This is a genomic window from Antarctobacter aquimaris (assembly GCF_900184945.1).
Lineage (GTDB): Bacteria > Pseudomonadota > Alphaproteobacteria > Rhodobacterales > Rhodobacteraceae > Maliponia > Maliponia aquimaris.
The window spans coordinates 57,495-70,374 of the sequence record NZ_FXYF01000017.1; the positions used below are offsets into that span (position 1 = coordinate 57,495).

At 66.0% G+C, this 12,880-nt stretch carries 15 protein-coding genes; all 15 read right to left on the reverse strand.

Annotated elements, in window-relative coordinates:
* Nucleotides 1-921: 921 nt before the first annotated feature.
* Complete coding sequence (locus tag MAA8898_RS21940) at nt 922-1,359, reverse strand: cytochrome c-type biogenesis protein CcmH (protein ID WP_094023172.1); 438 nt, start codon at nt 1,357-1,359, stop codon at nt 922-924.
* A gap of 95 nt (nt 1,360-1,454) precedes the next feature.
* Nucleotides 1,455-2,483, reverse strand: a complete 1,029-nt coding sequence (locus tag MAA8898_RS21945; RefSeq protein WP_094023173.1) for a TrbL/VirB6 family protein — start codon at nt 2,481-2,483, stop codon at nt 1,455-1,457.
* Nucleotides 2,483-2,923 carry a hypothetical protein gene (locus tag MAA8898_RS21950; protein ID WP_245853565.1) on the reverse strand — a complete coding sequence of 147 codons (441 nt, stop codon included), beginning with the start codon at nt 2,921-2,923 and terminating at the stop codon, nt 2,483-2,485. Before MAA8898_RS21950 ends, MAA8898_RS21945 begins: the two co-directional genes overlap by 1 nt.
* Nucleotides 2,920-3,906, reverse strand: a complete 987-nt coding sequence (locus tag MAA8898_RS21955) for an ATPase, T2SS/T4P/T4SS family (RefSeq protein ID WP_094023175.1) — start codon at nt 3,904-3,906, stop codon at nt 2,920-2,922. The genes MAA8898_RS21950 and MAA8898_RS21955 overlap by 4 nt, the downstream gene beginning before the upstream one ends.
* A 1-nt stretch (nt 3,907) precedes the next feature.
* Nucleotides 3,908-5,230, reverse strand: coding sequence for a TraB/TrbI/VirB10 family type IV secretion system protein (locus tag MAA8898_RS21960; RefSeq protein WP_094023176.1), 1,323 nt, complete (start codon nt 5,228-5,230; stop codon nt 3,908-3,910).
* Nucleotides 5,227-5,934 carry a TrbG/VirB9 family P-type conjugative transfer protein gene (locus MAA8898_RS21965; protein ID WP_094023177.1) on the reverse strand — a complete coding sequence of 236 codons (708 nt, stop codon included), beginning with the start codon at nt 5,932-5,934 and terminating at the stop codon, nt 5,227-5,229. Before MAA8898_RS21965 ends, MAA8898_RS21960 begins: the two co-directional genes overlap by 4 nt.
* Nucleotides 5,931-6,584, reverse strand: a complete 654-nt coding sequence (locus MAA8898_RS21970) for a VirB8 family type IV secretion system protein (protein WP_094023197.1) — start codon at nt 6,582-6,584, stop codon at nt 5,931-5,933. The genes MAA8898_RS21965 and MAA8898_RS21970 overlap by 4 nt, the downstream gene beginning before the upstream one ends.
* A 2-nt stretch (nt 6,585-6,586) precedes the next feature.
* The gene (locus MAA8898_RS21975; protein ID WP_238367817.1) at nt 6,587-7,333 is read right to left on the reverse strand and encodes a type IV secretion system protein; all 747 of its coding nucleotides are present in this window, start codon (nt 7,331-7,333) and stop codon (nt 6,587-6,589) included.
* Between the two features lie 62 nt (nt 7,334-7,395).
* Nucleotides 7,396-8,538 (reverse strand): lytic transglycosylase domain-containing protein, encoded by a 1,143-nt coding sequence (locus tag MAA8898_RS21980; protein WP_094023179.1) that lies wholly within the window; start codon nt 8,536-8,538, stop codon nt 7,396-7,398.
* Nucleotides 8,539-8,541: 3 nt separating this feature from the next.
* Nucleotides 8,542-8,745, reverse strand: a complete 204-nt coding sequence (locus tag MAA8898_RS21985; protein WP_094023198.1) for a hypothetical protein — start codon at nt 8,743-8,745, stop codon at nt 8,542-8,544.
* On the reverse strand, nt 8,745-11,129 hold the full coding sequence (locus MAA8898_RS21990; RefSeq protein ID WP_094023180.1) for a VirB4 family type IV secretion/conjugal transfer ATPase: 2,385 nt from the start codon (nt 11,127-11,129) through the stop codon (nt 8,745-8,747). The genes MAA8898_RS21985 and MAA8898_RS21990 overlap by 1 nt, the downstream gene beginning before the upstream one ends.
* Nucleotides 11,119-11,397: a VirB3 family type IV secretion system protein gene (locus MAA8898_RS21995; RefSeq protein WP_094023181.1), complete on the reverse strand. Its 279-nt coding sequence runs from the start codon at nt 11,395-11,397 to the stop codon at nt 11,119-11,121. Before MAA8898_RS21995 ends, MAA8898_RS21990 begins: the two co-directional genes overlap by 11 nt.
* A gap of 11 nt (nt 11,398-11,408) precedes the next feature.
* Entirely contained in the window at nt 11,409-11,699 is a 291-nt protein-coding gene (locus MAA8898_RS22000) for a TrbC/VirB2 family protein (protein ID WP_094023182.1), read from the reverse strand.
* A complete protein-coding gene (locus MAA8898_RS22005; RefSeq protein ID WP_306456496.1) occupies nt 11,696-12,334 on the reverse strand; it encodes a lytic transglycosylase domain-containing protein in 639 nt (212 codons plus the stop codon). The genes MAA8898_RS22000 and MAA8898_RS22005 overlap by 4 nt, the downstream gene beginning before the upstream one ends.
* 76 nt (nt 12,335-12,410) lie before the next feature.
* Nucleotides 12,411-12,746, reverse strand: coding sequence for a hypothetical protein (locus MAA8898_RS22010; RefSeq protein ID WP_088671273.1), 336 nt, complete (start codon nt 12,744-12,746; stop codon nt 12,411-12,413).
* Nucleotides 12,747-12,880: the final 134 nt, after the last annotated feature.

The window sequence follows — 12,880 nt, forward strand, 5'->3', positions numbered from 1 at the left end:
CCAGGGGAGGTGATGCTGGTCTGAACGTCGGTTTTGTGCGGCTCGTCTTCCGGCAAGAAACCCACCGCATGGCGATAGACATCCGTGGCCGGCGGTCCAGAAGAGACCAGTGCGCGCAGGGACACCAAGGGCGGCCCAGATCGGTGTCGATGACATTGATCGGTCCGACGAAGGCATCCATCTAGGGCTGGTCAGAGGGCGCTTACGCGAGGCGGCCGTCAATCGGTCGTGCTCAGCGATTGTGTCGCCGGTCCGGAAATCACCCAGGGCGAGCCACCGGTTCCGGGGTCAAGTCGTTGGGCGGTTTCAAGCGCTGCAAGCACACGGGGCGTCACGGTCCAGCCATTGGTGCGGATCGGGGCTTCGGCCAGCAAAGCCAGGCGACCGACGAGGCATCCTGTCGGCCGGGCGCAGTCTGGAATGCCTCGGCGCCGCATCGAACCGGTCCATCCGTGAACAGGTCTGACCCAGCAGCATCCAGCCTTCGGCAGGACCACCAACCGGATTGCGGTTCCGCCTGTCCCGCAATTGCGCGGCCAAGGCAACCATCTCTTGTTCGGCTGCGCGCTCGTCCGTGCGAATTGCAATGGCTAAGTCAGGCAACGTCGGACGTCCGGTGAGGCTAAAGTAGGCAGAGGCCATCAGCGGAACGTAGATCGCCGAGACGATCAGCGTCGTGCGACTAGCCCGAACGGGCCTTCACCGAAGCGACTTCGCGGTGACTTATTTCCTGGCAGGCGGCTTCGGCCCTTGCGCCGGAAATGAGGCTACGCCGGAGATCGCGGTCGACCTTTTCGATCTGGTCGGTCAGGACGACGGGCACTGCTGTGGACCGCCGTAATGGAACACTTTGCGCCCTTTGCATCGGCTTCTGCGCGATGGCTGGCGCACACAGTGCGGGGAATGAGAAAACGGCCCATGTCATCGTCCTTCTCCCTGGCCTTGGCGGACCATGGCCTGGGCAATCCGAGCCTTGAATTCGCAATCGAGTGAATCAGGGGTAGCGCCGCGACGGCTCCGTCGCAAGATGAGCAAACCGGGCCGGTACGCACCGGCCGCCAGGACAGCGGCGGCAGTCAAAGTACCGGCGTCCGGCGCGTAAGCAGAGGCCATCAGCGGGACGTACTCGACGTAGTGCGCGGAAGTATTTTCTATCACAGCTTCGTTGCTGTCACCGGCGGTCAAGCGATCACGCAAAGGCAGCTGCAAATCGCGGGCTACACCCGCATAGGAGCTGTCGATGCAGACATCGCATCGAAGTTCCATCGAGATGACGCGCGCAGGCGTTTTCAGCGCCGGGTCGGCCCGCAACTCGTCGGGCTTCACGGCCTGTGCAAAGATCGGCAGGGCCACCAGCATCGTTGCAAGCACGACAAGCCTCGAATCCGACCCTCCGCCTGTGCCTGCCGAAGCGCCAGCGTGGTTTTCGCAACCGCACCTTCGCGGTGTCGCTGTCAGGTCTGATTAATCCTCCGTGCCTGTTCAGCAATTCGCGATATCGTTGTCCCGCTTGTCCTCGTGGTGGCAAAAGCAGCCGTTGGAACCTGAACGATCGACCGCCCCACAATCTCGCCGGTCGTCAGCGCGCCTATCCGTGCCCGCCCTTTGACGCCTGCCGTGTTCGCCATGCCGCGCGCAACCGCCGCGGCCCCGCCAAACACATTCGGCCCGGCCACTACCATGAAATTCCCCGACAACCCCCGCACGATGAGCGGCGTCGCGGCGACGAACCCCTTGGCCAGGAACACCATCACGAAGAACGGGATAAGCGAGCCGATATTGGTCGCGGAGCCAGGATCGCCGAGCTGCGCCAGGAGCGCGTTGGCCATGCCGACTACGGTCGAGAACATCGCGGCGATGACGACGGGGTAGAAGGCATAGCTGACGGTGGTCGAGACCCAGCGGTGGAAGAAATCCTTGGTCGCCTCGAAGAGCGATAGTGCGATCATGACGGGCGCGAGTCCGAGCATCAGGGTCAGCATCATCTTGGCGAAGATCAGCACGATCCCGGTCATGAAGCCGAGGAGGCTCAGGAGCACGAGGCCGATACCACCGAGGATCGCACCGGTCATCCAGTTCAGGTTGCTGCCGATGGCGTTCAGGTAGTCGGCAAATCGTTCAATGAGATTATCAAATTCGCCAGCGAAGTGCGTGGCCCCTGCCCCGCCTCCACCAACTGACGATACGAGCGCGCCTGCGACGTAATCCAATCCGCCGATCACCGCGTTGGCGACTGCATTGAACTGGACCCAGTTGAAGGCAAAAAGCCCGACCAGCATCAGCTTCATGAGGTACCAGAAGAAGCTCGCGCCATCCATGCTGCGGTACTGGAAGGCCATATTGATGAAGAGCCCGATGGCCGAGAGGGTCACCATCAGCAGGACGATCGTGCCAATGTTGCCTGCGACCGCCCCGAACTGGGACTCCGCGGCATCGGCAAGGAACGCGTCCGCCGTTCCAACCATCCAGCTGACGACACCCATTACCAGTTGCCTTGGGCTTCACAGATGTCCTGAACGCCTTGGCGGATGTCATTGCGTTCCCGGCGGATATGAAGCTGGGCCTGCGTATGTTCAGCATTGGAGCTGGTGGCAAACCGCTCGGCGTATTCCGCTGAAACCTCATCCCATCCCGGGAAGCGCGTTTCGCAAGAGCAATCCTCTGTCTCGGCAATCCGCTCCCAAGCACGCAACTCGTATAGGTCCATCATCGTCAGCGCCTTGTAGGCTTCGCGTGGATGCAGTTCATCCATCCAAGCGGGGCGCGCAGTGCGGTCGTTGCAGATCCGGTACCTCTGCGGCGCAATGTCGACCGTGAGGTCGGTTGACACGTTGGGCGCGCCCTCGGACAGTGCCGAACCGGCACCAAGAACGACAAGAATGGCAATGTTGGAAAGGCGCATGGGGTATCCTTTGATGGTCACTGGCGAAGCTCTTCGGTCTGACCGGGCAGGTAGAATTCGGTGATGCCGCGCGCGCCCTGGTGGCGGCCGGCCTGGATGATGACGTCGATCGAGCCTTCGATGTAGCGGATCATGTCGGTGTAGGTCAGGGGCAGATCGGTCTTCAACGCGGCGATGGCAAGTCGTCTCACGGCGAGCTGGGGGGTTTCCGCGTGGAGCGTGGTGAGCGAGCCGCCATGGCCGGTGTTGATCGCCTCGAGGAAGGTCATGGCCTCCTTGCCGCGAACCTCGCCGAGCACGATGCGGTCAGGCCGCATCCGCAGCGTCGAGGTCAGGAGCTGGTCGGCGCCGCGGGTGTCGCTCTCCCGATCCGAGATCAGCGTCACCGCGTTCGGTTGTCCGGGCCGCAGCTCGGCCGCCTCCTCGATGGTGACGATCCGCTCCTGATCTGGAACGAGGGAGAGGATCTTGCGGGCCGCGACGGTCTTGCCGGTCGAGGTCCCGCCCGAGACGATCATGTTGAGCTTGTTCTGGACACAGAACTTGAGCGCGGCGTCGATCTCGCCCGTGGCCACGACCTCTCGCAGAGCAAGGTTCCGCTCGCGCCGCAGCGCCTCGAGGCTGGTTTCCTGGTCGAAGAGATATGCGAGTTTGATCTCCTGCAGCGGCAGGCTTGAGAAGAACCGCAGCGAGATCGAGAAGCCGCCATCGACGGCGGGGGGCTGGATGACTTGGGCACGGATCGGACGGTCCCGGTAGAGGATGCTGACGGAGACGATGGGTTTCTTCTGGCTGAGCGTCGTGCCCGCGGCCGAGGCGATCTGGTTGCCGAGGTCCTTGATGGCGGTCTGGCTCAGGGGCGTGCCGAGCGCGGACATGAAATGATCGCCGTGGAACTCACCCCAGGTGCTGCCGTCGGGGTTGATGCAGATCTCGATCACGTCCGGACGCCCGATGGACGGCGCCAGCGCGTCGAGTGAGGCTTCGAGGTAGCTCGCCGCCATCTCAGAAGATCTCGAGATCGCGGTCGACCATGACGGTGATCCGCGTGCCCTGGTCGACATGGATGACCGGCTTGATCGCGAGATAGTCCTGCATGACGCTTTGCGTGCTGTCACGCAGGTCCGACCCGACATCGCTCGCCACGTCCGCGGCGGCCTCGTCCTCGATCTGGCCCGCCGCGGCCGCGGGGACCGCGCCGATCAGCGAGATGAGCGCTGCCGAGCCGAAGCGTTCGGCGAAGCGCGTGTCGACGAAGCCGGTCGTGCCCGAGCGTCCCAGTTCGTCCCCGCCATAGGCGCTGATCTGGACCGACTGGTTGTCGGGCAGGATGATCCGGTCCCAGGCCACCATCACCCGGGACTGCGCCAGCGCCACGTCGGAGCGATAGCGTCCGATGAGCCGCGCGCCGCGCGGGATCAGGACGCGGGAGCCGTCGAAGGCATGCACGTCCTCGGAGACAATGGCCCGGATCGCACCAGGCAGGCTGCTGTCGAGCGCGGTCTCGGTCACCGCCTGGATCATCGTGCCCTGCGGCACGGTGTGGGACGGGTTGGCGATCACCTCCGCGCGCGTCACCTCGGCGACCTGCGCGCCGGACCGGACGAAGGCCTCGTCGTCGTTCAGCCGGGCCTCGATGGCCCCGTCCCGTGGCCCGTTCCCGGCACCGGAGAAGGCGATCATCGGTGAGGCAATGCGTTCGGCGCGGGCCTCGGCTTCCGCTGCGCGGCGGCGTTCGAGCTCGGCGAGACGCAGCTCTTCCTCGCTGGGCCCGAGCGCGGCGGGCGCGGGCTGTTGCAGCTGCGCCAGTTCCAGATCCATACGCATCTGTTCCAGCGCCCGGTCGCGCTCGGTCAGTTGCCGCTCGAAGGCCCGGCGGGACTCTTCGCCCGCTGCCTGCAGCGCCGCGATCTGCGCGGTCAGATCGGCGATGGCGGCATCGGCGGCGGCGGAGGATGGCTCCGCCTCCTTGGCCAGGAGCGCATCGAGTTCGGCCCGGACCGCCGCCAGAGCTTCCGCCAGAGCGCGCTCGGTCTCGGACGGACCGGTGTCCGCCGGTGCTGGTTCGTGGGTCCGGACCGGCAGGACGGCGGGCACCAGGTCGCCGAAGCCTGACCCCTGGTCCTGGAACTCGGCTGGCGCGGCGGTCGGCATCGGCGCCGACGCCTCGGGCTGGAACGCGGCATAGGCGAGACCGCCCAGGCCCGCGATCCCGAGCACGCCGAGCAGAGCCGTGACCGGGGACGGACGCCGGCCCCCCGCCTTCTTCCCGCTCGCCCCTTCGAGCGCGGCAAGACGGGCCGCGAGATCTTCAGGTTCGTTGCTCATGCGCCGGCTCCCGCACGGCCAAGGTCCCGGATGCAGACCACCTCGTCGCCGAGGCGCAGCACCCATTCGGGGTTCACCCCGGAGACGCGGATCACGCCATCCGCCTGCGCCTGGCTGTTGACCGAGCGCTCCGCGCCGCGCGTGTGGCGGAAGATCGCCGGGACGGGTGCGTTCCGCGCGAAACGGAAATAGGTGAAGGTGCCATCGTCCCAGACCGAGAGTGGTGTGAACTCGCGCTGCTCGCTCGCGCCGTAATTGGCATTGGGCGCGGCGGCCGCCACCGCCTGCCGGGGTGCGTTGCGGTTTTCGGGGTAGCGGAACTGCACGACGTAATGCGGGGTCTCGCGTGCCTCGACGACATGGAAGTAGTAGGAGCGCCGGTTGGTGTAGACGGTGATATTGGTGGCAACGCCCGAGGCCACGGGTTTGATCGCGAAGGCGCGCCCGCCCGGGACCGCGTCGAACTGGAAGCCGACGGTGTCGCCGGCGATGATCGAGCGGATGGTCTCGCCCTCGCCGAACTCGACCGTGGTCACGCGGGTGAGGCTGGTGACGACGCGGAACACCTGGCCGTCCACCCAGGTCGCGATCCGGACGCGGCTGTCATGGGCACCCCGACCGGGCGTGGTTTCGGCCCAGGCGGGGAGTCCGGCAGAAACCGCCGCGGCGAGGAAGAGGCCGGATAGGGAAAGGCGGGTCGTCATTCGGCGCGGTCCGATCTGATGGCATATTGCGTGACGGTGAAGCCGAAGGGGTTCTGCCAGACCTCGTCGAGGACGCGCGGGGTCTCGGGGTGGAACTCGAACATCAGCGTGGCGGTGAAGGCGCCGTCCTGCACGCCCTGCGGGCCGGTCAGGCGCTTGCGCAGGCGCACCTGCGCGCGGTTCTCGCCGATGAGGGTGATGCTGGCGATCTCGACCGCCATCTCGGCCCCAGCCCCATAGCGGGTCGGCGGATAGGATTCCTGTCCGCTGGTCCAGGTCGCGCGCATGCTGGCCTCGGCGGCACCCTTCGACTGTGCCAGCACCCGGCGCACGCGGAGATCATTGTCGAGCTGGTTGTAGGTCTCGCGGTCGGTGATGTAGCGGTAGATCTGCGCCTCGATCACGGCGGGACGCTCGGCGAGCGTCACGGTCTGGACGGCGGCGTTCGGCAGCGCGAGCCCGGTTGCGGGATCGAAAGGCACGACGACCGGAGGCGGAGTTTCGATCAGGAGGGCGACGGCGGCGGCCGAGAGGCAGCCCAATACGCCGAAGACCGCGCCGCCGATGCCGATCTTGCGCCAGGTCTCTTCGCGACGCAGCGCGCCATAGACCAGTTCCTCCTCGACGATCGCGTCGATGCCCGTTCCCATCGTCATGGACGAAGTTCCGGCAGGGTGAAGTCCATGTAGCGGCGTTCCTCGGCGATGGTCGCGGCATCGACCACGCCCGCATTGCCCGCGCCGACGGTCTGGATCGCCTCGAGCTCCCACATCCGGGTCATCGCGATGGCAAGCTCGGCGGTCACCCGGGTGTTGTGGTCCATCGACTCCTTGAGATCGGCCATGTCGGGGATCATCTCGACCAGGCGCTCGACGCGTTCCAGCGATTGCGCGGCCTCGGCATGGCTGTTCTGCGCCGCCGCCGAGAGCACGGCCCCGGTGGTGGCGCGGGTGGCCACCCCTTGCGCGCCGGGACTGCCGCTGCGGGCAATCTCGGCAAGGCTGTCCTCGTCGAAGCCGGCGCTCGCCAGCGCGGTCTCCATCTGGGTGCGGAGCGGTCCGGCGGAGGAGCCAAGGAGTGCGCTCCAGTCGCCCTGCTGGATGCCGGTGATCAGATCGCCGATGTCGGAGAAATCCGCCTCGAGCAGCCCGTCGAGATCGCCGCCCATGAAGAGGCCCAGAATGCGATCCCGCGCGCCGGTGAGCGAGGCGTACATCTGGTTCAGCTGGTCGAGTTGCTGCTGCACGAGATCGAGCTGTTCCAGCAGCGTGTCCAGCTGATCGGTCTGGATCCCGAAATCCTCCAGCATCTGCTGCAGCTGGCGGATTTCCTGGGCGATGTTCTGGGTGTCGACCGTCGGCACGCCCTGGGCGATCGCAGGCGCGGACGCCATGCTCATGGTCACGGCCACCGCCGCGGCTGTTCCGAACAGAATTCTCCGTGCGCGCGGGAAGGTCGTCCTCATCGCAATGTCTCCAAACTGAAATCCATGTATTGCCGCTCGGCGGCCTGCGCTGCGGCGAGCGCGATCTGCACGGCGCTCATCGGCTCGGTTCGTGCGGCCTTGAGGCGGGTGCGGATGGCGACGAGACGCGCCAGCTCCGCGCGGGCATAGGTGTTGAGGGCCAGCGCCTCATGCAGGTCCTCGGTCTCGCCGATCCGCTCGATGATGTCCTGCACCCGGAGCGCGGCAGCCCGGACCGAGACCATCGAATAGTCGCCATAAACCCCGGAGCCATGTGCCGAGAGGCTGAAACTCGCATTGGCCAGGAGGACCGGATCGATGGTGCCGAGCGCGTCGATCCCGCCGACAGCAGAAAGGTAGCGGTTGTACTGCTCGGGGATGACCACGACGTAGTGCTGGGTTTCTGAGAAGGGCGGCACGCCGCCGTAATCCTGCACGTTGCCGGGACCCGCGTTATAGGCGGCGAGCCCGTGGATGATGTTGCCGCCGAACATGTTCAGCATCTGCGCGAGGTAGCGCGCGCCGCCGGTCACCTGCAGGTAGGGGTCGTCGTAATAGGCCGGGTAGATGCCGAGATCGGACGCGGTACCGGGCATGATCTGGGTGAGACCGAAGGCGCCGACAGGAGAGCGGGCACCGATCTGGAACCGGCTCTCCTGCCAGATCAGCGCCTGGAGGAGACAGCGCCATTGCACCAGCGACAGTCCGGCGCGCGACACCCCAGGGAGAGAGAAGGTGTCGCGCGCCGCGCGGATGATCAGCTCCTCGATCCCCTCGCGAGCGTCGCCGAACATACGTGCCGCGGCTGGATTGCCATCCGCAGGCCCATAGAGCACGGCGGCGGAGGTCTCGGAGCCCCTGCCCGCCTCCAGTCCCGCGATGGTAGCAGAGACATCGGTTCCGCCCAAGCTTGTCGCTTCGACGAGATCGTTCAGCGCCGCGAGCTGCTGGCGTTCGATCTCGGCCAGCTCCTCTTGCCCTGTCAGCCGGTCGCGCTGCAGCGCCAGATCCCGGTCGCGCTGCGCGATGAGCGCCGCCGTGCGCGCGAAACCCTGCGCGTCGAAGGTCGGCACGCCCTGTCCCGATGCGGGACAGGCGAGCGCGGCGAAAGCGAGAAGGGGAGGAAGCCGGCGCAACATTGATCAGTCCGTGAGCCCGAGCGCGGTGAAGGTACAGGAGGGGTCGGCCCGCGTGACGGCGGCACCCTTGGTCGAGATACGCGGTGCGTTCTGGCTCTCGGCCCGGAAGCTGAAGCAGTTGGCCGTCGCGGGCTTGTACTCGGCGCAGGCCGACAGGGTGAGCCCGAGGGCGAGAAGCCCCAGGCGCAGGGTCATCGTCTTGTTCATCATGTTCTCCAGAATTCCGGGCGGTCGCGGTAATCGCTGCCCACCAGCTCCTCGCCCTTTTCCATTCCGCCGAGGATGGTCACGAGCGGCCCGAGGCTCGCGAGATCGGCATCGATCACCACCGATCCACGGTCGTCGCGGACAAGCGCCAGCCGCGAGGACGAGCCGACGCCCAGAAGGATGTCGAGTTCCTTTTCCGAGAGCCCCAGCATGGCGTAATCGGCCTCGCTGGCGCGGATGTTCGGCAACAGGATCTGCGTTGGCACCGCCTCGACGATGGTCTTGCCGGTGCGGGTGCGTTCGAGCTGGCTCGCGTATTGGGTCATCATCACGACGACGGCGTTCTGTTTCCGGGCGGTGACGAGCCAGTTCGAGAGCCGCTCGGCGAAATACGCGTTGTCGAGCGCCTTCCAGGCCTCGTCGATCAGGATGACGGTCGGCTTGCGGTCCTCGATCACGCGTTCGACCCGCCGGAAGAGATAGGAGAGCACCGCCATGCGTTCGCGCTCGCTCTCGGAATCGAGGATGCCGGTCAGGTCGAAGCCGGAGATGTCGCCCGCGAGGCTGCCCCCCAACTTGAACGTGTCCTGCGCATTGGCGCCGAAAATCCAGCCGTAGCGGCCTTCGGCGGTCCATTCCTGCATGCGCTCGAAGAGATCGCCCTCGTCATCGGTCGAGACCAGCAGCGAGGCGAAATCCGACCAGTTCCGGAGGCCTTCATGACTGGCCGAGGCGTTCTGGCGCACGACCTCCTGCAGCCGATTGGTTTGCACCGGGGTGAGCGGGCGATCGCGGCGTTCGAGGAGCGTCGCGAGCCAGTCCGCGAGCCAGGCCTGTCCGCGCGGATCGGTCTCGGTCTGGAGCGGGTTAAGCCCTGTTGGTCGTCCGGCCCGCACGGTGGAATAGCTGCCGCCGAGCGCCCGCACCGCCATTTCCATGCCGGCGCGGTAGTCGAAGACGAAGAGCCGGGCATTCGCCCGCCGCGCCATGGCCATGAGGAAGGCCGCGAGCACCGACTTGCCGGAGCCGGGGCGGCCGAGGATCAACGTGTGCCCGCCGGTCGGCTCACGGTCCGGCGCGCCCTGTTCGTGGAAGTTGAAGCGGAACCCACCGCGTTCGGGCGTCGGAAATAGCGTGATCGGCAGGCCCCAGGGCACGTCGCTTCCCGGCTTGCCCAAGGGCGTGCGATGCAATGTCGCCAGGTCCGCGAAATTGTGGTTGGTGATCGCCGCCTTGCGGCTCCGCGCCCCGGTATTGCCGGGATGCTGGGCCATGTAATGCGCCCGCACCCCGAAGCCTTCGGAGATCAGGTTGATGCCGGTGCTGGCGGCGATGTTGCGCACCTCGGCGCAGATATCGTCGAGCGCGGCGCGAGTCCTGGCGTAGACCGCGACGGTCATGTGATGCTCGCCGAAGATCAGGCGCTTCGATTCCAGGTCGTCCTGCGCGAGTTCCAGCTCTTCGGCGAGGCTGACCGCCCCGTCATTGGCGGCCTGCATGAGCCGCAGTTGCCGCTTGATCCGGCCGGCCATGATGTTCGAGTTGATCGGCACGAAAGAGTGCGTGACGACCATATCGACCGGCAGGTTCAGCTCGTCGAGCATCAGCGCGTCGGTCTTGGCCGGGTAGTTCTTCACCGCGAAGATCGCGCCGAATTTCTCGCCCGCCGCCCCCTCGGAGAGACGGATCGTCGGACCGTCGAAGGTCACACGGGTATTGGCCGCGTCCTCGGCGAGGATGCCGAAGCGCGAGCGCGGGAAGAGCGGATGCTCGCAGCCGGTATTGAGGCTGCCGAGAAACCCGAGCAGTGCCCCGGAATGCGCTGACAACAACCGCGGCTTCATCTCGGCGAAGGTGGAGAGGATGAACCCCACCACCTCGTCGAGCTTGCGCAGCCTCCGAACCGTATCCTGCGCAAGCCGCGCCCGGGAGGCGGCGGCCAGGAACGGCAGACCCCTTCCCGCCTCGGGCCGTTTCAGGACCGTCAAGGTCAGCGTCTTGTCACGCAGGCCCGACGCGCGAAGATGGCTGCGCCAGCGCCGGTCGATCTCACCCGCAAAGCCTGCGTCCTCGACCGGCGGCAGGTCCACCTCGACCGCTTTCGAGACCTTGTGCAGGTAAAAGGAGAACCCTGTCCCGGCCTGCGCCACGATCCCGGCCATCAGCGCGCCGATGCGGTCGAGATGCACATTCTCGCTCGTGGTGCTGTTCACCCCCACGAGCCGGATGCATTGCATGAGCTCGTTGCCGCGGGTTCGGATGGTCGTGTCCGTCACGAGGCTGACATAGGGCAGCATCTGCGAAAGTCGCTTCTCGCCCGTAACCCAGGACGGCAGCGCCGTCCCGAGGTCGAGGTCCTCGCCGTATCCGCTGTCACGGGGCATAGCTGTCGCCTCCATGGAGTTTGCGGTTCCGGGTCGGCGGCGTCTCCTGCAGCGTGATCACCAGCACGTCGAGGAAGTTCGGATCCCAGTCGGCGGCCTTCCATAGCGCGGGCCAGGCGATGCCGGCGATCAGCACCACGATCCAGCTCTGCACCCAGAGGAACAGGAGCGTGGAGCCGAAGAGCCAGACCATGGCATACATGATCGGCAGGCCCATGAGTTTGGGCGGCCTCAGGAGGCCGATGAAAACGCGCGACTGCTCCGCCATGGTATCAGACCTCAGGTGGTCCAGATCGCGGCGACGATGGTCGGGGCGGCGGCGATTCCGGCGATCGCCACGACGACCCAGAGCGCCTGCCGGAAATCGAGGATGCCGAAGAGCCAGGACAGGAACACGCCGATCAGCGCCAGCGTGCCGATCACGATGCCCAGCGGCCCGGTGATCGCATCGACGATGCCCTGGAGCAGGGTCTGCACCGGCGAGAGATCGATGCTCTGGGCGAGCGCCGGTCCGGCACCAACGATCAGCAGGGTGGCCGCGACAGCGGTCAGGGTCTCTTGTCTTCTCACGAAATCTCTCCTCTCAGGCGCAGCATCGCGGCGGTCACTTTCGCCACATGGCCCATGGTTTCTCGGTAAGGGGGAATGCCGCCGTGGCGGTCGACTGCCTCGGGTCCAGCATTGTAGGCGGCAAGCGCCAGGCGGCTGTCGCCGAAACGGTCGAGCATCATCAGGAGATACCGCGCAGAGCCATCGAGGTTCTGGCGCGGATCATGCGGATCGACGCCCAGAACCCGAGCCGTATCCGGCATCAGCTGGCCGAGCCCGATCGCGCCTGCACCGCTCAGCGCGCGGGGATTGTACGCGCTTTCGATCTCGATATTGGCGCGGTAGAGCGCGGCCCAGTCGGTGACCGAGAGACCGGCACGCCGCAAGCCGGGGTGACCGGCATAGCGGAAGGCTGTCGCCTCGATGGCCGCGAGAATCTCGGGAGGAGCCGGCACAGGCGCGCGCGGCGCGGTCTCAGCGTCCGCTTCGTCTTGCAACCGATTGGAGAAGAGAAAGAGCCGGTCGCCGGGACCCGTTGCATCGCCTGTCTTCAGGTCGGTCGATGCGTCTGGATCACCCTGCGCGGCGGAGACATCGATCAGCCGACCGTCCTGGCCGACGGAGAATATGAACCCGCCTGTCGTCGTCTGTGCCAACAAGGCCGAGGGTGCGGAACAAACACCTGTACCAAGCAAGGCAAGGACCGCGAGAACGCGGCGGGCGGTGAATCCGTCAGGCCTTGGCGGCCAGAGGTTTGCCCGGGGCTTCGTGGGGAACCCGTCCGCCTTCTTCGAGCGGGATGGAGACGACGGTCGCGCCCATGTCGGCCAGGAAACTGACGAGGCCGACGATCGTCTTGAATTCGCGGATCTTGAGATAGCTGCGCGAGGTGACGAGCAGTTTCTCGTCCCGTCCATCGGCCGAGACGGCCCGCACGGTCCAGGTGCCGTACCAGCTGTTGTGGCGTTTCTCGGCGCCTTCCTTGCAGACGACCTCGGCCCTGTATCCCTGGCCGAGCAATCCGCGCAGTCCGTCTTCGGTGACCACATTCGGTGCTTCTTCTATCATGACCTCCCTTGGGCCCTCCTCATCATGAGTACCGGCCCGCGGGACATTTCCACACGGGCGATACAAGACAACATAAATGACTGCAAGACGATTTCTTCATCTTGACTGGATGCTTTCGCGCACTTAGGCCCGCT